This window comes from Kitasatospora sp. NPDC096204 (assembly GCF_044763205.1).
Classification (GTDB): Bacteria; Actinomycetota; Actinomycetes; order Streptomycetales; family Streptomycetaceae; genus Kitasatospora.
In genome coordinates this window covers 99,563-117,769 of the sequence record NZ_JBIWFT010000008.1, presented here as the reverse complement: position 1 = coordinate 117,769, position 18,207 = coordinate 99,563, and the positions used below count along the sequence as shown (strand labels likewise).

The following is an 18,207-nucleotide window of genomic DNA, read 5'->3' as shown; positions in this document are numbered from 1 at the left end:
CTAGTTCTTGGCCGTCAGCACGTCGTCCACCGAGAGCGTCACCGACGCTCCGATCGACTCCGGCAGGATGAACGACTGCCCGGGGTGGTGGACGGCGTGCACGCGGTACTCGCCGTCCCGCGGGTCGGTCAGGGCCATGACCTCCTGGCTGCCGATGTCGAGAGCATCATCGTAGAACCCGGGCATCTCCCGACGCCCGATCCTCGCTCCTCACCCGAACGAGCGGTTCGGCCCCTACCGGGACCGCAGCCGCAGGGCCGAGGGCTCCGGCTCGGCGGGCTTCTCCTCGCCGGCCCACAGGGAGCGGACGTGGCTGAGGTGGCGGGTCATGCAGGCCTCCGCCCCGGCCGAGTCACCGGCCAGCAGCAGGTCCAGCAGCTCCAGGTGCTCCTGGGCCGAGGAGACCAGCTCGCCGCGCTCGTCGAGCCGGTTGAGGCCGTACAGGCGCGAGCGCTTGCGCAGGTCGCCGACGACCTCGACCAGCCGGGTGTTGCCGGCCAGGCCCAGGAGGTCCAGGTGGAACTGGCGGTCGGCCTCCAGGTAGCCGATCAGGTCGTGCTTGCGGGCCGCCGCGACGATCGCCTCGGCCTGCGGGCGCAGCCGCTCCAGCTGCTCCTCGGTGGCGGTGCGGGCCACCCGGCCGACGGTCGGGACCTCGATCAGGGCGCGGATCTCGGTGAAGTCGTCGAGGTCGCGGTCGGTCAGCTCGGTGACCCGGAAGCCCTTGTTGCGGACGGCCTCGACCAGGCCCTCGCGGGCGAGGTCGAGCATGGCCTCGCGGACCGGGGTCGCGGAGACGCCGAAATCGGCGGCGAGCGCGGGCGCGGAGTAGACCACGCCGGGGCGCAGCTCGCCGGAGATCAGGGCCGCCCGGAGTGCGTGGGCGACCTGGTCGCGAAGCCGCTCCTGTACGGAGATCAGGGTGCGGGATTTGAGGTCGGCCATGGTGTTCCTCCGGGTGGGTGCAGAACACCAGCGTACAATGTCACGTTACGTTGCGTGCGCAACAGCCAGTGATTCGAACACCCTTCACGGGCCCGCCGCGACGCCCCCTCGTACCCCCGAAAGCCATGGTGGCAGCGGCCGCCGGCCGTGACAACGGCCGACGGCACACGATCTTCGGGCCCGCCTCCGGGCCCGCACGGAGGGCTACGCCCGACGGAACTGCCCCACCAGCGTGCTCAGGCTCGCCGCGCCGTTCCCGGCCTCGACGCCCCGCCGAACCGCCTCCGCCAGGACGGCCGGCAGCGCGCCGTCCACTCCGGAGGCCTCCGCGGTGTGCCGGACGTGCTCGATGCTCGCCAGCGCCATCGCCAGCCGGTCGACGTCCCCGCGGTGGTCCCCGGCGGTGATCCGCGGCGCGTAGAACGCCTGGAAGCCGGGCATCGAGGCGGCGGTCGAGTTCAGGTACGGAAGGAACTCCTCGGCCGGGATCCCGTTGGCCTCGGCGATCGCCGTGGCGTGCAGGTAGCCGACCATCGAGGTCCAGAACAGGTCCATCTGGATCTGGTAGTACAGCTGCGCCAGCCCGGGGTCGTCGCCCCGGTAGTCGGCCCCGGTGAGCACCTCCAGGGCGGCCCGGTGCCGCCGGAACGGCTCGACCGGGCCACTGTAGAAGGTGGACGACCCGGGGCTGCCGATGCCCGACGGCGGCACCTGCACCCCTCCGGTCAGGTGGACGGCGCCGTGCTCGGCCAGCCGGCGGGCGGCCTCGCGGGCCCGCCCGGGGGTGTCGGAGCTGAGGTTGGCGACGACCTTCCCGCGCAGTGCCGGCTCGACCGACTCCAGCACCTCGAACACCGCGTCGTAGTCGGTGAGGCTGAGCACCACCAGTTCGTTCGCCGCCACCGCCGCCTCGGCGCCGGGCGCCAACCGCGCGCCCCGGGCGACGAGTTCCCCGGCCCGCGCGGCCGTGCGGTTCCACACCGTGACGTCGTACCCGGCGTCCAGGTACGCCCCGGCCATGGCCTGCCCCATCGGACCGAGCCCGATCACCGTCACGGACCGCTTCGACTGCCGCTCAACGGACATGAGTCTTCCCCTCCACTGGACCAAACCTTCTGGAACGAACGCTCTATTCAGAGCGCCGGGCCGACGCTAGCACAGGACTGGAACGAACGCTCTACTCAGAATCTCGGCTAGGATCGCGGCGTGAAGACGCCCGAGAGAGCCGACGCGAAGACCGGGACCGGCCCGAAGACCGGGGCGAAACCCGGCACCCGCGAGCGGATCGTCCGGTCCACCGCCCGGCTGCTGCAGCGCCAGGGGTACGAGGGCACCGGGATCAAGCAGATCTCCCGCGAGGCCGAGGCCACCCTCGGCTCCGTCTACCACTTCTTCCCCGGCGGCAAGCAGGAGCTGGCCGCCGAGGCGATCCGGCACGGCGACGAGGAGTTCGCCGTCCTGCTGCGCGCCGGGCTCGGCTCCTCGCCGGACCTGGGCACCGCGATGACCTCCTGCACCCGGCTGCTCGCCACCGAACTGCGCGAGTCCGACTGGCAGGACGGCTGCCCGATCACCAGCACCGCCCTGGAGACGATCGGCCGGGTGCCGGTGATCGAGGAGGCGGTCGCCGAGGCCTTCGCCAACTGGCGGGCCCTCGTGACGGACCGGCTGCGCGCCGCCGGCATCGGCGAGGAGGACGCCCGCGAGCTGGCCGGCACGGTGATCAGCGCCCTGGAGGGCGCCGAGCTCGCCGCCCAGGTCGCCCGCAGCGAGGAGCCGTTGCTGGTCACCGGCAAGCACCTGGCCCGGCTGGTCACCGCCTACGCCGACGACCGGGCCTGACACCGGGGCACCGAGGCAGCGGGGCACCGAGGCACCGGGGTACCGAGGCAGCGGGAGACCGGGAGACCGCAGCAGCGAACCCGGCCGGGAAAACGCGAGGAGCCGGCGCAGCGGGGGATCCCTTCCCGCTGCGCCGGCTCCGGTTCCACAACTCCCGACCACCGACAGGAGTAACGGACTTGGGAATCGACATGGCGCTGTACGACGGCCGCCCGAACGACGGCCGCCGCACCCGCCCCCGGATGCTGCACCTTTCGAGCCCCGGCGAGGCCCTCACCATCGCCCTGGCCCGGCACACCGATCCGGCGCACCACCGGCTCGGCCGGATCGACCCGTACGGCGACACCCTGTTCAACGAGCAGGACGCCGGCGCCGCCTTCGAGGAGGCCACCGCACTGCTCGCCCGCTGCACCACCGAGGAGCAGCGGGCGGCCGTCCGCGACCTGCGCAACCTGCTCGCCAACTGCACAGCCATCCCGGGGAGTTGGCTGGCCTTCCACGGAGACTGAGCGGCTACTGCCGCCGGTGCACCTCCGCCGCGACGGCCAGGTCCTGCCAGGCCATCCCGACGCTCTTGAAGAACCGCGGCCGCCCGTCCGGCACCAGCGCGTCGCCGCGCACCAGCTCGGCGAGGTTCCACAGCTGCCGCCCGGACACGCCCGCCATCAGCAGGTCCCCGGCCTCCCGGGCCGCGACGCCGCGCGCCTCCACGTACAGCTCGGCCCGCCGGACCAGCAGCTCGTCCACCTCCCGGGCGTCCGGCTCGTGCGAGCCGACCGCCGCCACCGCCGCGTGCGCCGGCACCAGGGCGCCGTCGAACAGCGGGGTGCGCGCGGTGGTGCAGCAGACCACCAGGTCCGCGTCGCGGACCGCCCGCGGGCCGCCGACCTCGGCCGCCAGTCCGAGCCCCCGCCCGTACTCCGCCAGGGCCTGCGCCCGTTCGGCGTTGCGCGCCACCACGGTGAGCCGGCGCAGCGGGCGGACGGCGAGCAGGGCGTCCAGGTGTCCGTACGCCTGCGGCCCGGAGCCGAACAGCACCAGGTGTTCGGCCTCCGGCACGGCCAGCCGGCGCAGCGCGGCCGCGGTGACGGCGGGCGTGCGCAGCGCGGTGAGCGCGGCACCGTCCAGCAGGGCGAGCGGCTGCAGGGTGGGCCCGTCCAGCAGCAGGTAGCTGCCGGTGATCCGGGGCAGCCCCCGCTCGGGATTGGCGGGCGCGACCCCGGCGATCTTCACTCCGGCGTACGGCCCGGCGGCGGCCGGCATCAGCAGCAGTTCCCCGGCGGGGACGGGTACGGCCGACCGGGCGGGTGCCGCCTCCGGGTCGAACCCGTCCAGCAGCACCCGCTCGATCGCCTCCACCGCCTCGGCGGGCCCGACCCCGCCGGTGCCCGCCACGGCGTACCGGAGCGGCACGACGGCCGTACCGGGCAGTGCGGTCGGGCTCACAGCAGGAACCCCGCTCCCAGTTCGTCGCCCGGCTCCAGGACGAAGCCGTGCTCGCCGGTGCGGTGGGCCGTCCCGCCGACCTCGGTGACCACGCCCTCGCCGTGCGGGTCGCCGCCCGCGAGGAAGCGGCCGGTGAAGACCGTGCCGATGATCGACTCGTGCCGCAGCGGCTCGCCGGGGGCCAGCCGGCCCTCGGCGGCGAGCACCGCGAGCCGGGCGGAGGTGCCGGAGCCGCAGGGCGAGCGGTCGATCTGGCCGTCGGCGAAGACGGTGACGTTCCGCTGGTTCAACACTCCGTCCGCCGAGGGGAGTTCGTCGTACAGCACCACCCCGTACACGCCCGAAAGCCGGGGGTCCGTCGGGTGCGCGACCGCCTGGGCATCGGCCAGCGCCGCCCTGATCTCCCGCCCCACGGCGGTGAGTTCGGGCAGCTGGGCCGGTTCCACGGCGAGCCCGAGGGCGGCGGCCGGCACCGAGGCGTAGCAGGCGCCGGAGTGCGCGACGGCGACCTCCACGGTGCCGCGCGAGGTCTCCACCGGCAGCTTCAGCGCGGTCACCCGGCTGGGCACGTTGCGGAAGGTCACCCCGGTGGTCCGCCCGCCGCTCCGGTGCACCAGGGCGGTGACCCGGCCGGACGGCACGTCGATCCGCACCCGCGCCACGCCGTCGGCGGGGGCCGGGACGAGCCCGGAGTCCACCGCCCAGGCGCCGAGCGCGATGGTGCCGTGCCCGCAGGCGGTGGAGTAGCCGTCCTTGTGCCAGAACAGCACGCCCAGGTGCGCCTCGTCGTCGTCCGGCGGCACCAGGAAGCCGCCGTACATCCCGGCGTGGCCGCGGGGTTCCCGGCTGAGCAGCTGCCGGACGTCGTCCAGCGCGCTCGGCCGGGGGGAGGTCGCGCTGCCGCCCGAGCCGATCGCGATGGCGCGGCGCTCGGCGACGCTGTCGCCGGGGATCGGCGGCACGCCGTCCAGCACGATCCGGAACGGCTCGCCGGCCGTGTGGTAGTCGACGGTGCGGACGAACATCAGGCGCCACCGCCCGGCAGCACGCTGACGGTCCGGCTGACGGTGTAGAAGTCCAGGGCCGCCTGCCCCTGCTCGCGGTCGCCGTGGCTCGCGCCCTTGGCCCCGCCGAAGGGCAGGTGGAAGTCGACGCCGCTGGACGGGGCGTTGACCCGGATCATGCCCGCGTCCAGCCGGTCGGCGGCGGCCAGCGCCACGTCCAGGCCGCGGGTGTGCACGGAGGTGGAGAGGCTGTGCGGGGTGTCGTTGGCCAGCGCGATGGCCTCGTCCAGGTCGGCCGCGGCGTGCAGCACCGCGACCGGGCCGAAGAACTCCTCGCGCGCCAGCGGGTGTTCGGCCGGCACCTCGGCGAGCAGGGTCGGCTCGACATACCAGCCGGCCCGCTCGGGCACCCCGCCGCCCGCCAGGACGACGGCCCCGGACTCGACCGCCGAGGCGACGGCCCCGGTCAGCCGCTCCCTGGCCGCGGCGTTGATCACCGGCCCGCAGACCGCGTCGTCGACCGCCGCCAGCGCCTTGACCAGCGCCTCGCGCAGCGGCTCGTACGCGGCGCCGACCGCGATCACCCGGCTGGTGGCGGTGCACTTCTGCCCGGCGTACCCGGCGATGGCCGCGGCGATGTGCCCGGCGGCCTGCGCGATGTCGGCGTCCGGCAGCACCAGCGCGGCGTTCAGCCCGCCGAGTTCGGCCTGCACCGGCACCCCGCGCTCGGTCGCGGCCCGCACCACGGCCCGGCCGACGCCGGTCGAGCCGGTGAAGGAGACCACGTCCACGGCGTCGACCAGCGCCGCGCCCTCCTCCGCCCCGCCGGGCAGCACGGTGAACACGTCCTCGGGCAGCCCGGCCAGCTCCGCCAGCCGCAGCGCGCAGGCGGTCGCCTCGGGCGCCGGCTTGAGCACCACCGCGTTGCCGACGGCGAGGGCCGGCGCGGCCTTCCAGGTCGGGATCGCCAGCGGGAAGTTCCACGGCGTGATCAGCCCGGCCACGCCGTACGGGCGGCGCCGGGTGAGCAGCAGCCCGGGCCCGGCGGCGGGCTCGTGCACGGCCCCGGAGGGCGCGTACGGGGCCTGCGCGTAGTAGCGCCAGATCGCCGCGGTGCGGGCGACCTCGCCGAGCGCCTCGGCCGACGGCTTGCCGACCTCGCGCACGATCAGCGCGGCCAGCTCGTGGGCGTGCGCCTCCACGGCGTCCGCGATCCGGCCGAGCGCCGCCGACCGGGCGCCCGCCCCGGCGGCGAGCCAGTCGCCCTGCGCCGCCCGGGCCCGCCCGACGGCGGCCCGCACGGCCTCGGCGCCGGGCTCCTCGACGGCGACGACGAGGTCGTCCGGGTCGGCGGGGTTGTACGAGGTGATGGTCACAGCCAGCAGCCCTTCGAGGGAGGTACGGGGACGAAGGAGGTAGGTGGGGTCAGAGCAGGAAGCCCGCCGGGAACGGGTCGCTCGGGTCGAGGAAGTACTGGGCGGTGCCGGTGACCCAGGCCCGCCCGGTGACGGTGGGCACCACGGCGGGCCGTCCGGCCACCTCGGTCTCCTCGACCAGCCGCCCGGTGAAGGTGGTCCCGATGAAGGAGTCGTTGCGGAAGTCCCGTCCGAGCGGCAGTTCGCCGCGCGCGTGCAGCTGGGCCATCCGCGCCGAGGTGCCGGTGCCGCAGGGCGAGCGGTCGAACCAGCCGGGGTGGATGGCCATCGCGTGCCGGGAGTGCTCGGCGGTGGAGCCGGGGGCGAGCAGCTGGACGTGGTGGCAGCTGTGGATGGACGGGTTCTCCGGGTGCACCGGCTTGTCCGGGCTCGCGTTGATCGCGTCCATCATCGCCAGGCCGGCGTCCAGGATCTCCTGCTTGCGCTCGCGCTCGAAGGGCAGTCCGAACTCGGCGAGCGGCAGGATGGCGTAGAAGTTGCCGCCGTACGCGAGGTCGTAGTTCACCGTGCCGTAGCCGGGCACCTCGATCTTGCGGTCCAGGGCGACGGAGTAGGAGGGCACGTTGCGGATGGTCACCGCCTTGGCGGCGCCGTCCTCGACGCGCACCTCGGCGACCACCAGCCCGGCCGGGGTGTCCAGCCGCACGGTGGTGACCGGCTCGACCACCGGGACCATCCCCGTCTCGACCAGCACGGTGGCGACCCCGATGGTGCCGTGCCCGCACATCGGCAGCAGCCCGGAGACCTCGATGTAGAGCACCCCGAAGTCGGCGTCCGGGCGGGTCGGCGGCTGGAGGATCGCGCCGCTCATCGCCGCGTGGCCGCGCGGCTCGTACATCAGCAGGGTGCGGAAGTGGTCCAGGTGCTGCTGGAAGTGCACCCGGCGCTCGGCCATGGTGGCGCCGGGGATGACGCCGAAGCCGCCGGTGATCACCCGGGTCGGCATGCCCTCGGTGTGCGAGTCGACGGCGTGGAACACGTGACGGCTCCGCATGGGTCACAACTCCCGTACAGGTTCGGATGGTGGGGGTGGGCCGGGCCGGCTGCCGCCGCAGCCGGCCCGGAGGCCCGGGGCCCGGAATCGTCCGGGCGGGGGGATCAGACCAGGCCGTCGGCCAGCGCCTTCTCGGTGGCCGCGCGGACGGCCGCCTCGATCTCGGGGGTGAGCGGCTGGCGCGGGGCGCGGACCGGGCCGCCGGGACGCCCGGCGATGTCCATGGAGAGCTTGATGGCCTGGACGAACTCGGTCTTGGAGTCCCAGCGCAGCAGCGAGTGCAGCGACTTGTAGAGCGGCAGCGCGTTCTCCAGGTCCTTGGAGACGGCGGCGTCGTAGAGCGCCACCGACGCGGCCGGCAGGGCGTTCGGGTAGCCGGCGATCCAGCCGACCGCGCCCGCGAGCGCCAGCTCCAGCAGCACGTCGTCGGCGCCGATCAGCAGGTCCAGCCCGGGGGCCAGCTCGGCGATCTCGTAGGCCCGGCGGACGTCGCCGCTGAACTCCTTGACGGCGACGATCGAGCCCTCGGCGTGCAGCTGGGCGAGCAGCGAGGGGACGAGGTCGACCTTGGTGTCGATCGGGTTGTTGTACGCCACGATCGGCAGGCCGGCCTTGGCGACCTCGGCGTAGTGGGCCCGCACCGAGGCGTGGTCGGCCCGGTAGGCGTTCGGCGGCAGCAGCAGGACGGAGCCGGCGCCGGCCTCGGCGGCCTGCTCGGCCCAGCGGCGGGACTCGGCGCTGCCGTAGGCGGCCACGCCGGGCATGACCCGGGAGCCGTCGCCGGCCGCCTCGACGGCGACCTCGACGACCTTGGCGCGCTCCTCGGCGGTGAGCGTCTGGTACTCGCCCAGCGAGCCGTTGGGGACGACGCCCTCGCAGCCGGAGTCGATCAGCCAGCGGACGTGCTCGGCGTAGGCGTCGTAGTCGACGGAGTGGTCCGGGCGCAGCGGAAGCGTGGTGGCGACCATGATGCCGCGCCAGGGACGGGTGGTGTCGTGCTGGGTGGTGGACACATGAGCTCCTTGATGAGGTGTGACATTTTACTAGAGCGGGCAGGCCGGAGACAAGGTCCCCGGCCCACCGTTCGGCGGCGGACCGGTTACGCCTCGGGCGCGGGCCCGGCGGCCAACTGGGAGAGCGGCACCGGACAACCCAGTGGCCGCCGGTCCGGCCCCGGCTCACCCGAACCGGCCAGGCAAGCCACGGCCGGACCGCACATCCGGCCCTGGCACCAGCCCATCCCGGCCCGGGTGAGCAGCTTGACGGTGCGCGGATCGCCCGCGCCCAGCTCGTCGACGGCCTCCCGGATCGCCGCGACCGGCACCTCCTCGCACCGGCACACGTCGGTGTCCGGGCTCAGCCAGCCGGTCCAGCCGGGCCCCGGCCGGTGGGCGGCGGCCATCAGGCCGGCGAAGGCCCGCAGCCGCGAGCGGCGGCGCAGCAGCGCGGCCGCGGGCAGCTCCCCGGCCACCGCGTGGGCGGCCAGCTCGCCCTCGGCGAGCGCGAGGTCCGCGCCGCCGACGCCGTTGGTCTCCCCCGCCGACCAGAGGCCGGGCACGCTGGTGCGCAGCCGGGCGTCGACCTCCAGCGCGACGGCGCCGTCCGGCCCGGTCACGGTCCGCGCGCCCAGCTCGGTGGCCAGGTCGATCTGCGGCAGCAGGCCGTGGCCGACGGCGAGCGCGTCGCAGTCGATCCGCCGCCCGGTGCCGGGCACCGGCCGCCAGTCGGCGTCCAGCCGGGCCACCGTGACGCCGGTGACCCGGTCCGTCCCGTGCGCCTCGACCACCGCGCTGCGCGGGCGCAGCCGCACGCCGTGCCGCAGCAGCGCGCCACCGTGCCCGGCGCCCTCGACCAGCTTGCCGGGGACGCCCGCCAGCACATCGGGGCGCCGCACGTACCCGAGGTAGGCGGTGGCCTCGACCACGGCGGGCACCTCGGCCCCGGCGGTGACCAGCGAGGAGGCGGCCGCGAGCAGCAGCGGGCCGCTGCCGGCCACCACGATCCGCTTCCCGGGCAGCACCAGCCCGGCCTTGAGCATGGCCTGGGCGCCGCCCGCGGTGACCACCCCGGGCAGGGTCCAGCCGGGGAACGGCAGCTGCCGCTCGTACGCGCCGGTGGCGAGCAGCACCGACCGGGACCGGACGGTGGCCCGGTCGGTGCTCTCCGGCCCGCGGGTGACGTGCGCCGCGAAGCCGTCGCCGGTGCGCTCCAGCGCCCAGACATGGTGCCCGGCCAGGAAGGCGGCCCGCCCGGCGCGCTCGTGCGCGTCGAGCCGGCCGGCCAGACCGGTGTAGGCGGACCAGTGGTGGTGCAGCCGGTCGGGGCGGGCCGCGCCGAGGCCGGGCGCCGGGTGGCGGTAGTACTGCCCGCCGGTGCTCTGTCCGCCGTCCAGCAGGGCGCAGCGCAGCCCGAGGTCGGCGGCGGTGACGGCGGCGGCCAGCCCGGCCGGGCCGGCGCCCACCACGACGAGGTCGAAGGTCTCAGACGGCGAGGTCGGCACGGCCGTGGCCCTCCTGGGTGGTGACGGTGGTGCCGGGCTCGGCGGGGAGCAGGCAGGTGCGCTGGTTGGGGCGGCCGTCGACGGTGGCCAGGCAGTCGAAGCAGGCGCCGATCCCGCAGAACGCCCCGCGCGGCCTGCCGCCGACCCGGGTGGTGCGCCAGGCGAGCACGCCGTCGGCCCAGAGCGCGGCGGCGATCGACTGCCCGGGCAGCGCGGGGACGGGCCGCCCGTCGAACTCGATGTGGTGGGCGGGCCCTGGCTCGGCCTCGACCAGCCCGGCGGGGGTGCGGCGGCGCATCGGCGGCTTCTCCAATCCTGGACGGAATCTCATGTCTGGCGGTCGCGGGGCCGGTGGTCGCCCGGCCGGGCCGTCACCCGGCCGGGCTGTCCTCGGCGGGGCTGCCTTCGGCGGGGCTGTCCTCGGCGGGGCTGCCACTCGGCAGGAACCGGTCCGCCCGGAACGGCGCGACGTCCAGCTCCGGCCGCTTGCCGGTGAGCTGCTCGCTGATCAGCAGACCGGTCGCCGGGGCCAGCCCGATGCCGGCCCCCTCGTGCCCGCAGGCGTGGTACAGCCCGGGCACCCTGGGGTCCGCCCCGATGGCCGGCAGGTGGTCCGGCAGGTACGGGCGGAAGCCCCGGTAGGTGCGCATCACGGTGACTCCGGCGAGCACCGGGAACAGCGCGGCGGCCTGGGCGGCGAGCCGGCTCAGCACCTCCTGGGAGAGCGTGCGGTCGAAGCCGACCCGCTCCCGGCTGGCGCCGATCAGCACCGGCCCGCCCGGGGTGCCCTCGATCACGGCGGAGGTCTCCAGCCCGGCGGATCCGCTGGCCACGTTGGCGACGTAGTCGGCCGCGTAGACCTTGTGCCGCACGACCCGCGGCAGCGGCTCGGTGACCAGCACGAAGCCGCGCCGGGGCAGCACCGGCAGGTGCACCCCGGCCAGTGCGGCCAGCTCGCCGCCCCAGGTGCCGGCCGCGTTCACCACGGCACCGGCGGCCAGGCCGCGCCGGTCGGTCCGCACGCCGCGCACGGCGCCGTCCGGGCCCCGGTCGATGGCGGTGACGCTCTCCCCGGTGATCAGCCGGGCGCCCATCCGGCGGGCCTCGCGCAGCAGGTGGGCGGCGGCGAGGGCGGGCTGGACCTGGGCGTCCTGCGGGTAGTGGAAGCCGCCGGCCAGGCCCTCGGCCAGGTGCGGCTCCAGCTCGCGCAGCCGCTCGCCGGGCACCTCCTCGGCCTCGACCCCGACGGCCCGCTGCCCGGCGGCGAAGGCCCGCAGCGCGTCCTGTCCGGCGGCGGTGGAGGCGACCACCACGCCGCCCTTGGGCTCGTACTCGACGGCCGGGCCGAGCCGCTCGGCGAGTTCGCGCCAGAGCCGGGTGCTGAGCAGGGCGAGGTCGAGTTCGGGGCCGGGTTCCTTGTCGGAGACCAGCAGGTTGCCCTCGCCCGCGCCGGTGGTGCCGCCGGCCACCGGGCCGCGGTCCACGACGGCGACGGCGAGCCCGGCGCGGGCGGCGTAGTAGGCGCAGGCGGCGCCGACCACACCGGCGCCGACCACGACGACGTCCAGGGGAGGTCTCTCGGTCTTCAGCACGTCAGTAATATGTCACATGCCATGAGAGCTGCCAAGCCCGCCGCCCGAAACCGGGAGCGCCCCCGACCAGCGGAAAGTCCCGAACGCCGAGGAGCCCCGGCCCACCGCTCGGCAGAGCGGCGGACCGGGGCTCCCTCAGGGCCTACCGGCTCGGGCGGCTCAGGTGATGTCGTCCATCTCCTCGCGGCGGGACGCCGGCACCGCCGTGCCGGCCGCCGGGGCCGCCGAGGCCTCGACGGACTCCGCACCGGCCACCGGCTGCACCGAGAGGTCCAGGTGCGAGGCCTCCTCGTCGTCCAGCCCCGCGTCCGGGTTGCGGCGCGCCTTCCGCTTGTCGTTGAAGAGGGCGATCGCCACCGCGATGAAGTACAGCCCCCAGATCGGCGCGGCCAGCGCCAGCATGCTCAGCGGGTCGGCACTCGGCGTGGCGAAGGCCGCGAACACCGTGATGCCCATGACCATGCCGCGCCACCAGCCCAGCAGCCGCTTGCCGGTGACCATGCCGATGACGTTCAGCATCACCAGCAGCAGCGGGAACTCGAAGGCCAGACCGAAGACCAGCACCATCCTGGTGGCGATGTCGAAGTAGTCCTCGGGCGGCAGGATCGGCGTGGTGTTGTTCGGGGTGAACGAGATCAGCACGTCGATCGTGGTCGGCAGCACCAGGATGGCCACGGCCACACCGGCCAGGAAGAGCGGCGTCCCGCAGAGCAGGAAGACGACCGTGTACTTCTTCTCGTGCTTGTGCAGGCCGGGCGCCACGAAGGCCCAGACCTGGTAGAGCCAGATCGGCACGGTCGCGACCACACCGGCCGTCAGGGCCACCTTGAGCATCCAGGTGAAACCGGCGGTCAGACCGATGTTGGAGACCTGGGCGCACTTGCCGTGGTAGTGCTTGGCCAGCTCCGGGGTGTTGCACTGCGGCAGCGGCTTCAGCAGCAGGTCCTCGAGCTGCTTGTGGTAGATCGCCGCCACGATGGTGATCACCACGATCGCCAGGACCGACTTGACCACGCGGTTGCGCAGTTCCCGCAGGTGGTCGGCGAGGGCCATCCGCCCCTCAGGATCCTTTGACGCCTTCGGCGCCTTGGAGAGCTTGCTCAACCCCGGTCCTCAACTCGTGCGTGGGGGCCCGCCGGTCGACGGGCCTCCGAAGTCGCGTACGTCACGTGCGCCGCGCTCAGTGCGGGCGGTCGCCGTCGGGCGCGGAGGCCCCGGCGGCGGACTCGTTCACCGGACGGGCCGTGGCCGCCGCGCCCGGGGCGGACCGGACGGTCTTGCCCGCACCACCGTCGACCGGAGCCGGAGCGGGAGCGGGCTGGGCCGGCTGCTCGGACTCGCCGTCCGAACGCATCGCCTGCGCCTCGCTCTTCAGGATCCGCATCGACTTGCCCAGCGAGCGCGCCAGGTCCGGCAGCCGCTTGGCTCCGAACAGCACGATGGCGAGAACCACGATCACCACGATCGCGGTCATCGAGATGCGCATGCGCGACCACCTTCAGTCATGGCGGCCCGACGGGCCGTCCGCTGCGGATGGTAACCGCTGCGGATGACGCCACGACGACGGCCGCCCGAACAGGACAGCGGCCCCCGGAACGCGGTTCAGGAGCCACCTCAGAGCGTAACCCGACCCCACCCGCGCGCAGCAGCCCCCGTACCGCCGCCGGCCCGGCCGTGCTATGCGGAACTACGCGACCGGGACGGTCCGCTCCTCGACCGGGGCGTTCGCCGCCGGTATCGCCTCCGCCAGGTCCTCGGCCGCCGCGGCCAGTGCCCGCGAGGCCCGGTCCACGCCCTTGGCCAGCGCCCGCACGTCCAGCCAGAGCCGGATCGCGAGGACCCCGAGGACCAGCAGGCCCGCGGTGGCGAGCAGGACGGCGGCGACGAGCATCCAGGACATGCGCCCCACCCTATACGGGGGTCACCCCTCCGCCGGGACGAGCCGCATGGTGCGCACCCCGGCCCCGGTGAGCGCCTCGACGATCTTCTCCCCGGCCGGCTTGCGCACCGCCGCCCCGCACCGCGGGCAGCCGAAGCTGTAGTGCGCCTGGGCCGGGGTGCGACCGAGGGTCAGGCGGAAGTCCTCGGCCGGGAGCTCCACCTTCTCCCGGCATTCGGAGCAGTACACCTTGAATCTGGTCCCGGGTTCCACCGCTCAGACCCGCCCCTCCCCGTAGGCGGCCAGCGCCTCCCGCCCGGCCGAGCGCGCCTGCTCGGCCAGTTCGGGCGGCGAGACGATCCGGCCGTCCCGGCCCAGCCGCAGCGCCAGCGGGCGCAGCTGGGAGGGGTCGGCACTGCGCAGGGTGATCCGCAGCCCGCCGTCGGGCAGTTCCTCGGCCCGGTCGTGGGTGTAGTACTCGGCCACCCAGCGCCCGCCGGAGGAGACCTCGACGACCACCTCCGGGTCGTCCGCCGCCGGGTTGACCAGCCCGCCGCTGAGGTCGCGCGGCTCGCGCCGGGGCGGGTCGGCCGGGACGTCCAGGACGCGGATCTCGGCGACCCGGTCGAGCCGGAACATCCGGTGGTCCTCGGAGGTGCGGCACCAGGCCTCGAGGTAGGTGTGGCCCTCGGTGAGCAGCCGGATCGGGTCGACCTCCCGCTCGGTCATCCCGCCGCGCCCGTGCGAGTAGTAGCGCAGCCAGAGCCGGCGGCCCTCGCTGAGCGCGCGGTCGATGTCGGCGAAGACGTGGCTCTCCGCCTCGAAGGTCACGCCGACCCTGGCGCTGCCCTCGGCGCTCTCCCCCGCCGCGTTCTCGATCTTGGCGACGGCCCGGGTGAGCGCCTCGCGGTCCCCGGCCCGCAGGCCCGGCAGCCCGGCCACCGCGCGGGCGGCCACCAGCAGCGCGGTCGCCTCGTCGGCGGCCAGCCGCAGCGGCTGGGCCACGTCGTCGACGTTGTGCCACCAGATCCGCTCGCCGTCGGTGTCGATGTCGAGCAGGTCGCCGCCGCGGAAGCTGGTGCCGCACATCGGCAGCACGTTGAGGTCCGCGATCAGCTCGCGCTCGCTGATCCCGAACGCCCGGGCCACCTCGGCGACCTCGGCCCCGGGCCGCTCGCGCAGGTAGGTGACCAGCGACAGCATCCGCCTGGTCTGGTCGATGGCGTTACTCATGCGTCCACCTCGCTGCGCTCGGCGGGCGCTTCGCACAGTACGCGCCCTTCCATGGCTCGCTCGCTCCGCTCGCTCACGCACCTTCTCCTTCAAGCCCCGCGACCGCCCGCAGCCGGTCGACCACATCCGCCCGCAGCTCCTCCGGCCCGAGCACCAGCACGTCCGGCCCGAACTCGGCCAGGTCCGCGCCCAGCCCGTTGCCGTACGGGATCTCCAGCTCGTCCCAGGCCTCGTCCACCCGGGTGCTGCTCAGCGCCTTGGTGCGCAGCGGGAAGCCGGCGCCCCGGCGGACCCGGACGGTCGCGGTGGCGGTGGCCCCCTCCCCCGCGAACTTCGCCACGGTGGCCCGGACGTCCACGTGCTCGGGCACGGTGCCGAGGAAGGCCCCGGACCGCGCCTTCACCCGGCCGGTGATCCGGCTGAGCCGGAACACCCGGGCGTCGCCCCGGTCGCGGTCGTACCCGGCCAGGTACCAGTGCCCGCGCCAGCACTCCAGCGCCCACGGCTCGACGCTGCGCTGCTCGACGGCGGCGGCGCCGGCCTTGCGGTACTCGAAGGTGACCGGACGGCGGTCCCGGGCGGCGGTGAGCAGCGGCTCGAACGCGGCCTCCCTGGCGGGGATGCGCGGCTCCAGGGCGGTACGGCCCTCGGCCTCGGTGAACGGCACCCCGGCCGCGCGCAGCTTCTGCAGGGCGCCGCTGGCCGCGCCGGACATCTTCGCCTGCTGCCAGACCCGGGCGGCCAGGGTCAGCGCGGCCGCCTCCTCGGCGTCCAGGGCGATCTCGGGCAGCCGGTTGCGGTCGGCCCGGGCCAGGTAGCCGAGCTCGCCGTCCAGGGTGCTCTCGTCGACGTCGATCACCAGGCCGAGCTCGCGCAGGTCGTCCTTGTCCCGCTCGAACATCCGGTTGAAGGCGTCCTCGCTGCTGGTCTGCCAGGCCTCGCGGTACGCCTCGATGGATTCCCGCAGCTCCTTCTTGGAGAGCGGACGTCTGGTGTTCATCAGGCACAGGGCGAGATTCATCAGCCGCTCTGCCTTGGCGATCGCCATCGCTGACCCTTCCGGTGTGCCGCGCCGCGCGCGGGGTGCGCCAACCGGGCGATCTCCACCCGGCGGGACCGACCGTACCGGTAGCGGTACGCACTGCAAAAGCCGCCTCCGGGAACGCCCCCGGACACGGCCGTGGGCCGGGCCCCCGAAGGGGTCCGGCCCACGGTCACGGCAGGCTCAGACGCCCAGCAGGTCGACCACGAAGATCAGGGTCGAGTGCGGCGGGATGGCCGGGGTCGGCGACTGGGCACCGTACGCCAGGCGCGACGGGATGGTCAGCTCGCGGCGGCCGCCGACCTTCATGCCGGCGACGCCCTGGTCCCAGCCCTTGATGACGCGGCCCTTGCCCAGCGGGAACTGGAACGGAGCGGTGCCCCGGTTCCAGCTCGCGTCGAACTCCTCGCCGGTCTCGAAGGTCACGCCGACGTAGCGGACGCTGACGACCTGGCCCGGCTTGGCCTCCTCGCCGTCACCGACGACGATGTCGCGGATCTGCAGCTCCGTCGGGGCGTCGCCGATCGGGAAGTCGATCTCGGGCTTCTCGTTGAGGTTGACGCTCACAGTCCCTCTTCTCACATTCGCTTGCATTCACGACCAAGCGGCGGGCACCCGTACCGGGTCCGCCCCGACAGAAGTCTCGGCAAACCACCGTACGCGCACCCGCCGCCCGTTCCGGTCCGGCCACACGGCCGGACCGGAAGGTCACACGTGCACCATTGTCACCCGAAAGTGGATCAGCCCTGACCGGCGTCGAGGATGTCCACCACGAAGACCAGCGTCGCGCCGGGCGGGATGTCGCCCTGGCCCTTGTCGCCGTAACCCAGCGAGGCGGGGATCACCAGCTCGACCCGGCTGCCGACGGTCTGGCCCTCCAGGCCCTGGTCCCAGCCCTGGATGACCTGGCCGCCGCCGACCGGGAAGGTGAACGCCTGGCCCTTGCTGAGCGAGGAGTCGAACACCTTGCCGTCCTTGAACAGCGCGCCGGTGTACTGGACGACGACCTTCTCGCCCTTCGCCACCACCGGCCCGGTGCCCTTGATCAGGACGTGCGACTTCAGCTCGGTCGGGTCCTTCGCCCCGGCCACCGGGGTGATCTCGGCCGGCTTCTTGCCGTTGTCCTTGACCTGCGGGAAGTCCGCCGGCGGCGGGGTGACCGTTCCGCTCACCACGGAGTCGGGCGCGTTGGCGTTGCGGATGTCGATCACGAAGATCAGGTCGTCCTTGGGGCCGATCGACATGTCGGCCTTGCCCTGGGCGCCGAACGCGGCGGCCGGCGGGGCCACCACCAGCAGCCGGCTGCCGGCCTTCTTGCCGATCACGGCCTGGTCCAGGGCCGGGATCAGCGAGTCGGTGCCGGCCTGGAAGATCTGCGGCTTCCCGTTGGCGTCGTACGAGCTCGGGATGTCCTTGCCGGTGTTCCAGTCCTTGGCGGTGTAGTCCACCGAGGCCCAGGAGTTCTTCTCGACCTTGGCGCCGCTGCCCTCGGTGAGCACCTTGACCACGAAGGAGCCGTCGGAGGCCTCGCCCGGCACCTGGATCTCGGCCTTCTTGCCGAAGTCGCCGGCGACCGTCGGCAGCACCTTGGCGCTGTCCTTGATCGGCGGGACCGGGTCGGCGGTCGGCGTGGGCGGCGCGGTCTTGGCCGCGTCCGGCTTGGCCGCGGCGCTGTCCTTGGAGCCGTCCTTGTTCACCATGTAGAGCGTGACGCCACTGCCGACCAGCAGCAGGGCGATCACCGTGCCGAGGATCACACCCAGCTTGCCGACACCGGGCGGGTTCTCGTCGTACCCGGCCTCCGAGGTGTCGGACTTGCGCACGTTGGAGGCGAAGATCTGCGGGGCGTCGTCCGTCTTGGTCCCGCCCGGGGCGCGCGGCGCCTCGCCGGGCTGCGCCCAGCCGGCCTGCTGCGCCAGGATCGCCGGGGGGACGACGATCGACTCGCGGTCCCCGCCGACCGGGCCGCCGGGACGGGAGGCGGCCGGGTCCGCAGAGCCGTCGTTCGCCGCGGTGCCGGCCCCGCCCGGGCTCGGCGTCTTCTCAGTCATGACTCCCCATCCATCTCGCCACGAGGTCTTCCAGGTCTGCGCCCGGCGTGGGCACGCCGGCCTGCGGTCGCACCGCCCGCCCCAGGCCTCGGCGCCGGGCGGCGCCTGCCACAGTGCGTGGGCAGTATGACAGCTCAGGATGAGGGCGGACGCTTCGTTGTACGAGCGTCCGCCCAAGCGTACGGAATCCCCGGGGTGAGTTCGAGGGGCTGTGCCCGGTGGATCCCACCAGGCACAGCCCCG

Annotated in this window: 21 protein-coding genes; 2 read left to right on the top strand and 19 right to left on the bottom strand. The window is 74.4% G+C overall.

Going from position 1 to position 18,207, the window contains the following annotated elements; translation table 11 throughout:
• The 3 genes from ACIQ87_RS11260 to ACIQ87_RS11250 form a co-directional block, all read right to left on the bottom strand.
• Nucleotides 1-186 carry a hypothetical protein gene (locus ACIQ87_RS11260; protein WP_402404889.1) on the bottom strand — a complete coding sequence of 62 codons (186 nt, stop codon included), beginning with the start codon at nt 184-186 and terminating at the stop codon, nt 1-3.
• Nucleotides 187-234: 48 nt separating this feature from the next.
• A complete protein-coding gene (locus ACIQ87_RS11255; protein WP_402404886.1) occupies nt 235-945 on the bottom strand; it encodes a GntR family transcriptional regulator in 711 nt (236 codons plus the stop codon).
• 204 nt (nt 946-1,149) lie between these two features.
• On the bottom strand, nt 1,150-2,031 hold the full coding sequence (locus tag ACIQ87_RS11250; protein WP_402404884.1) for an NAD(P)-dependent oxidoreductase: 882 nt from the start codon (nt 2,029-2,031) through the stop codon (nt 1,150-1,152).
• 120 nt (nt 2,032-2,151) lie between these two features.
• On the opposite strand from ACIQ87_RS11250, the gene ACIQ87_RS11245 reads away from it, so the two are divergent.
• Both ACIQ87_RS11245 and ACIQ87_RS11240 read left to right on the top strand, forming a co-directional pair.
• Entirely contained in the window at nt 2,152-2,787 is a 636-nt protein-coding gene (locus ACIQ87_RS11245; protein ID WP_402404881.1) for a TetR/AcrR family transcriptional regulator, read from the top strand.
• A gap of 179 nt (nt 2,788-2,966) precedes the next feature.
• Nucleotides 2,967-3,296: a hypothetical protein gene (locus ACIQ87_RS11240; protein WP_402404878.1), complete on the top strand. Its 330-nt coding sequence runs from the start codon at nt 2,967-2,969 to the stop codon at nt 3,294-3,296.
• Nucleotides 3,297-3,300: 4 nt separating this feature from the next.
• Here the strand turns inward: ACIQ87_RS11240 and ACIQ87_RS11235 are convergent, their stop codons facing one another.
• From ACIQ87_RS11235 to ACIQ87_RS11160, 16 genes are all read right to left on the bottom strand, one after another.
• Nucleotides 3,301-4,233, bottom strand: coding sequence for an ornithine cyclodeaminase family protein (locus ACIQ87_RS11235; protein WP_402404875.1), 933 nt, complete (start codon nt 4,231-4,233; stop codon nt 3,301-3,303).
• Nucleotides 4,230-5,258, bottom strand: coding sequence for a proline racemase family protein (locus ACIQ87_RS11230; RefSeq protein ID WP_402404873.1), 1,029 nt, complete (start codon nt 5,256-5,258; stop codon nt 4,230-4,232). The genes ACIQ87_RS11235 and ACIQ87_RS11230 overlap by 4 nt, the downstream gene beginning before the upstream one ends.
• Nucleotides 5,258-6,613, bottom strand: a complete 1,356-nt coding sequence (locus ACIQ87_RS11225) for an aldehyde dehydrogenase family protein (RefSeq protein WP_402404870.1) — start codon at nt 6,611-6,613, stop codon at nt 5,258-5,260. The genes ACIQ87_RS11230 and ACIQ87_RS11225 overlap by 1 nt, the downstream gene beginning before the upstream one ends.
• 49 nt (nt 6,614-6,662) lie before the next feature.
• Nucleotides 6,663-7,667, bottom strand: coding sequence for a proline racemase family protein (locus tag ACIQ87_RS11220; protein ID WP_402404867.1), 1,005 nt, complete (start codon nt 7,665-7,667; stop codon nt 6,663-6,665).
• A 104-nt stretch (nt 7,668-7,771) separates the two neighbouring features.
• Nucleotides 7,772-8,635 carry a dihydrodipicolinate synthase family protein gene (locus ACIQ87_RS11215; RefSeq protein WP_402405141.1) on the bottom strand — a complete coding sequence of 288 codons (864 nt, stop codon included), beginning with the start codon at nt 8,633-8,635 and terminating at the stop codon, nt 7,772-7,774.
• Between the two features lie 131 nt (nt 8,636-8,766).
• Nucleotides 8,767-10,167 carry an NAD(P)/FAD-dependent oxidoreductase gene (locus ACIQ87_RS11210; RefSeq protein ID WP_402404864.1) on the bottom strand — a complete coding sequence of 467 codons (1,401 nt, stop codon included), beginning with the start codon at nt 10,165-10,167 and terminating at the stop codon, nt 8,767-8,769.
• On the bottom strand, nt 10,148-10,465 hold the full coding sequence (locus ACIQ87_RS11205; RefSeq protein WP_355250421.1) for a (2Fe-2S)-binding protein: 318 nt from the start codon (nt 10,463-10,465) through the stop codon (nt 10,148-10,150). Before ACIQ87_RS11205 ends, ACIQ87_RS11210 begins: the two co-directional genes overlap by 20 nt.
• A gap of 73 nt (nt 10,466-10,538) precedes the next feature.
• Entirely contained in the window at nt 10,539-11,759 is a 1,221-nt protein-coding gene (locus ACIQ87_RS11200) for an NAD(P)/FAD-dependent oxidoreductase (protein ID WP_402404861.1), read from the bottom strand.
• Between the two features lie 159 nt (nt 11,760-11,918).
• Nucleotides 11,919-12,812 carry a twin-arginine translocase subunit TatC gene (gene tatC / locus ACIQ87_RS11195; RefSeq protein WP_402404858.1) on the bottom strand — a complete coding sequence of 298 codons (894 nt, stop codon included), beginning with the start codon at nt 12,810-12,812 and terminating at the stop codon, nt 11,919-11,921.
• A gap of 127 nt (nt 12,813-12,939) precedes the next feature.
• Entirely contained in the window at nt 12,940-13,245 is a 306-nt protein-coding gene (tatA, locus tag ACIQ87_RS11190; RefSeq protein WP_402404855.1) for a Sec-independent protein translocase subunit TatA, read from the bottom strand.
• A 201-nt stretch (nt 13,246-13,446) separates the two neighbouring features.
• The gene (locus tag ACIQ87_RS11185; protein WP_402404852.1) at nt 13,447-13,659 is read right to left on the bottom strand and encodes a hypothetical protein; all 213 of its coding nucleotides are present in this window, start codon (nt 13,657-13,659) and stop codon (nt 13,447-13,449) included.
• Nucleotides 13,660-13,680: 21 nt separating this feature from the next.
• Nucleotides 13,681-13,887 carry a hypothetical protein gene (locus tag ACIQ87_RS11180; RefSeq protein WP_375876040.1) on the bottom strand — a complete coding sequence of 69 codons (207 nt, stop codon included), beginning with the start codon at nt 13,885-13,887 and terminating at the stop codon, nt 13,681-13,683.
• A 27-nt stretch (nt 13,888-13,914) separates the two neighbouring features.
• Entirely contained in the window at nt 13,915-14,871 is a 957-nt protein-coding gene (locus ACIQ87_RS11175; RefSeq protein ID WP_402404849.1) for a helix-turn-helix transcriptional regulator, read from the bottom strand.
• 73 nt (nt 14,872-14,944) lie between these two features.
• On the bottom strand, nt 14,945-15,919 hold the full coding sequence (locus ACIQ87_RS11170) for a helix-turn-helix transcriptional regulator (protein WP_402404846.1): 975 nt from the start codon (nt 15,917-15,919) through the stop codon (nt 14,945-14,947).
• 177 nt (nt 15,920-16,096) lie between these two features.
• Nucleotides 16,097-16,507: an FKBP-type peptidyl-prolyl cis-trans isomerase gene (locus tag ACIQ87_RS11165; RefSeq protein WP_402404843.1), complete on the bottom strand. Its 411-nt coding sequence runs from the start codon at nt 16,505-16,507 to the stop codon at nt 16,097-16,099.
• A gap of 146 nt (nt 16,508-16,653) precedes the next feature.
• The gene (locus ACIQ87_RS11160) at nt 16,654-17,964 is read right to left on the bottom strand and encodes an FKBP-type peptidyl-prolyl cis-trans isomerase (protein WP_402404840.1); all 1,311 of its coding nucleotides are present in this window, start codon (nt 17,962-17,964) and stop codon (nt 16,654-16,656) included.
• Nucleotides 17,965-18,207 lie beyond the last annotated feature (243 nt).

Bases quoted from the DNA above. Each gene is read 5' to 3' on its own strand.
- ACIQ87_RS11230 (WP_402404873.1), bottom strand. From the start codon at position 5,258: ATGTTCGTCCGCACCGTCGACTACCACACGGCCGGCGAGCCGTTCCGG.
- ACIQ87_RS11170 (WP_402404846.1), bottom strand. From the start codon at position 15,919: ATGGCGATCGCCAAGGCAGAGCGGCTGATGAATCTCGCCCTGTGCCTG.
- tatA (WP_402404855.1), bottom strand. From the start codon at position 13,245: ATGCGCATCTCGATGACCGCGATCGTGGTGATCGTGGTTCTCGCCATC.
- ACIQ87_RS11175 (WP_402404849.1), bottom strand. From the start codon at position 14,871: ATGAGTAACGCCATCGACCAGACCAGGCGGATGCTGTCGCTGGTCACC.
- ACIQ87_RS11260 (WP_402404889.1), bottom strand. From the start codon at position 186: ATGCCCGGGTTCTACGATGATGCTCTCGACATCGGCAGCCAGGAGGTC.
- ACIQ87_RS11160 (WP_402404840.1), bottom strand. From the start codon at position 17,964: ATGACTGAGAAGACGCCGAGCCCGGGCGGGGCCGGCACCGCGGCGAAC.
- ACIQ87_RS11215 (WP_402405141.1), bottom strand. From the start codon at position 8,635: ATGGTCGCCACCACGCTTCCGCTGCGCCCGGACCACTCCGTCGACTAC.
- tatC (WP_402404858.1), bottom strand. From the start codon at position 12,812: ATGGCCCTCGCCGACCACCTGCGGGAACTGCGCAACCGCGTGGTCAAG.
- ACIQ87_RS11220 (WP_402404867.1), bottom strand. From the start codon at position 7,667: ATGCGGAGCCGTCACGTGTTCCACGCCGTCGACTCGCACACCGAGGGC.
- ACIQ87_RS11255 (WP_402404886.1), bottom strand. From the start codon at position 945: ATGGCCGACCTCAAATCCCGCACCCTGATCTCCGTACAGGAGCGGCTT.
- ACIQ87_RS11185 (WP_402404852.1), bottom strand. From the start codon at position 13,659: ATGTCCTGGATGCTCGTCGCCGCCGTCCTGCTCGCCACCGCGGGCCTG.
- ACIQ87_RS11165 (WP_402404843.1), bottom strand. From the start codon at position 16,507: ATGCAAGCGAATGTGAGAAGAGGGACTGTGAGCGTCAACCTCAACGAG.
- ACIQ87_RS11205 (WP_355250421.1), bottom strand. From the start codon at position 10,465: ATGCGCCGCCGCACCCCCGCCGGGCTGGTCGAGGCCGAGCCAGGGCCC.
- ACIQ87_RS11250 (WP_402404884.1), bottom strand. From the start codon at position 2,031: ATGTCCGTTGAGCGGCAGTCGAAGCGGTCCGTGACGGTGATCGGGCTC.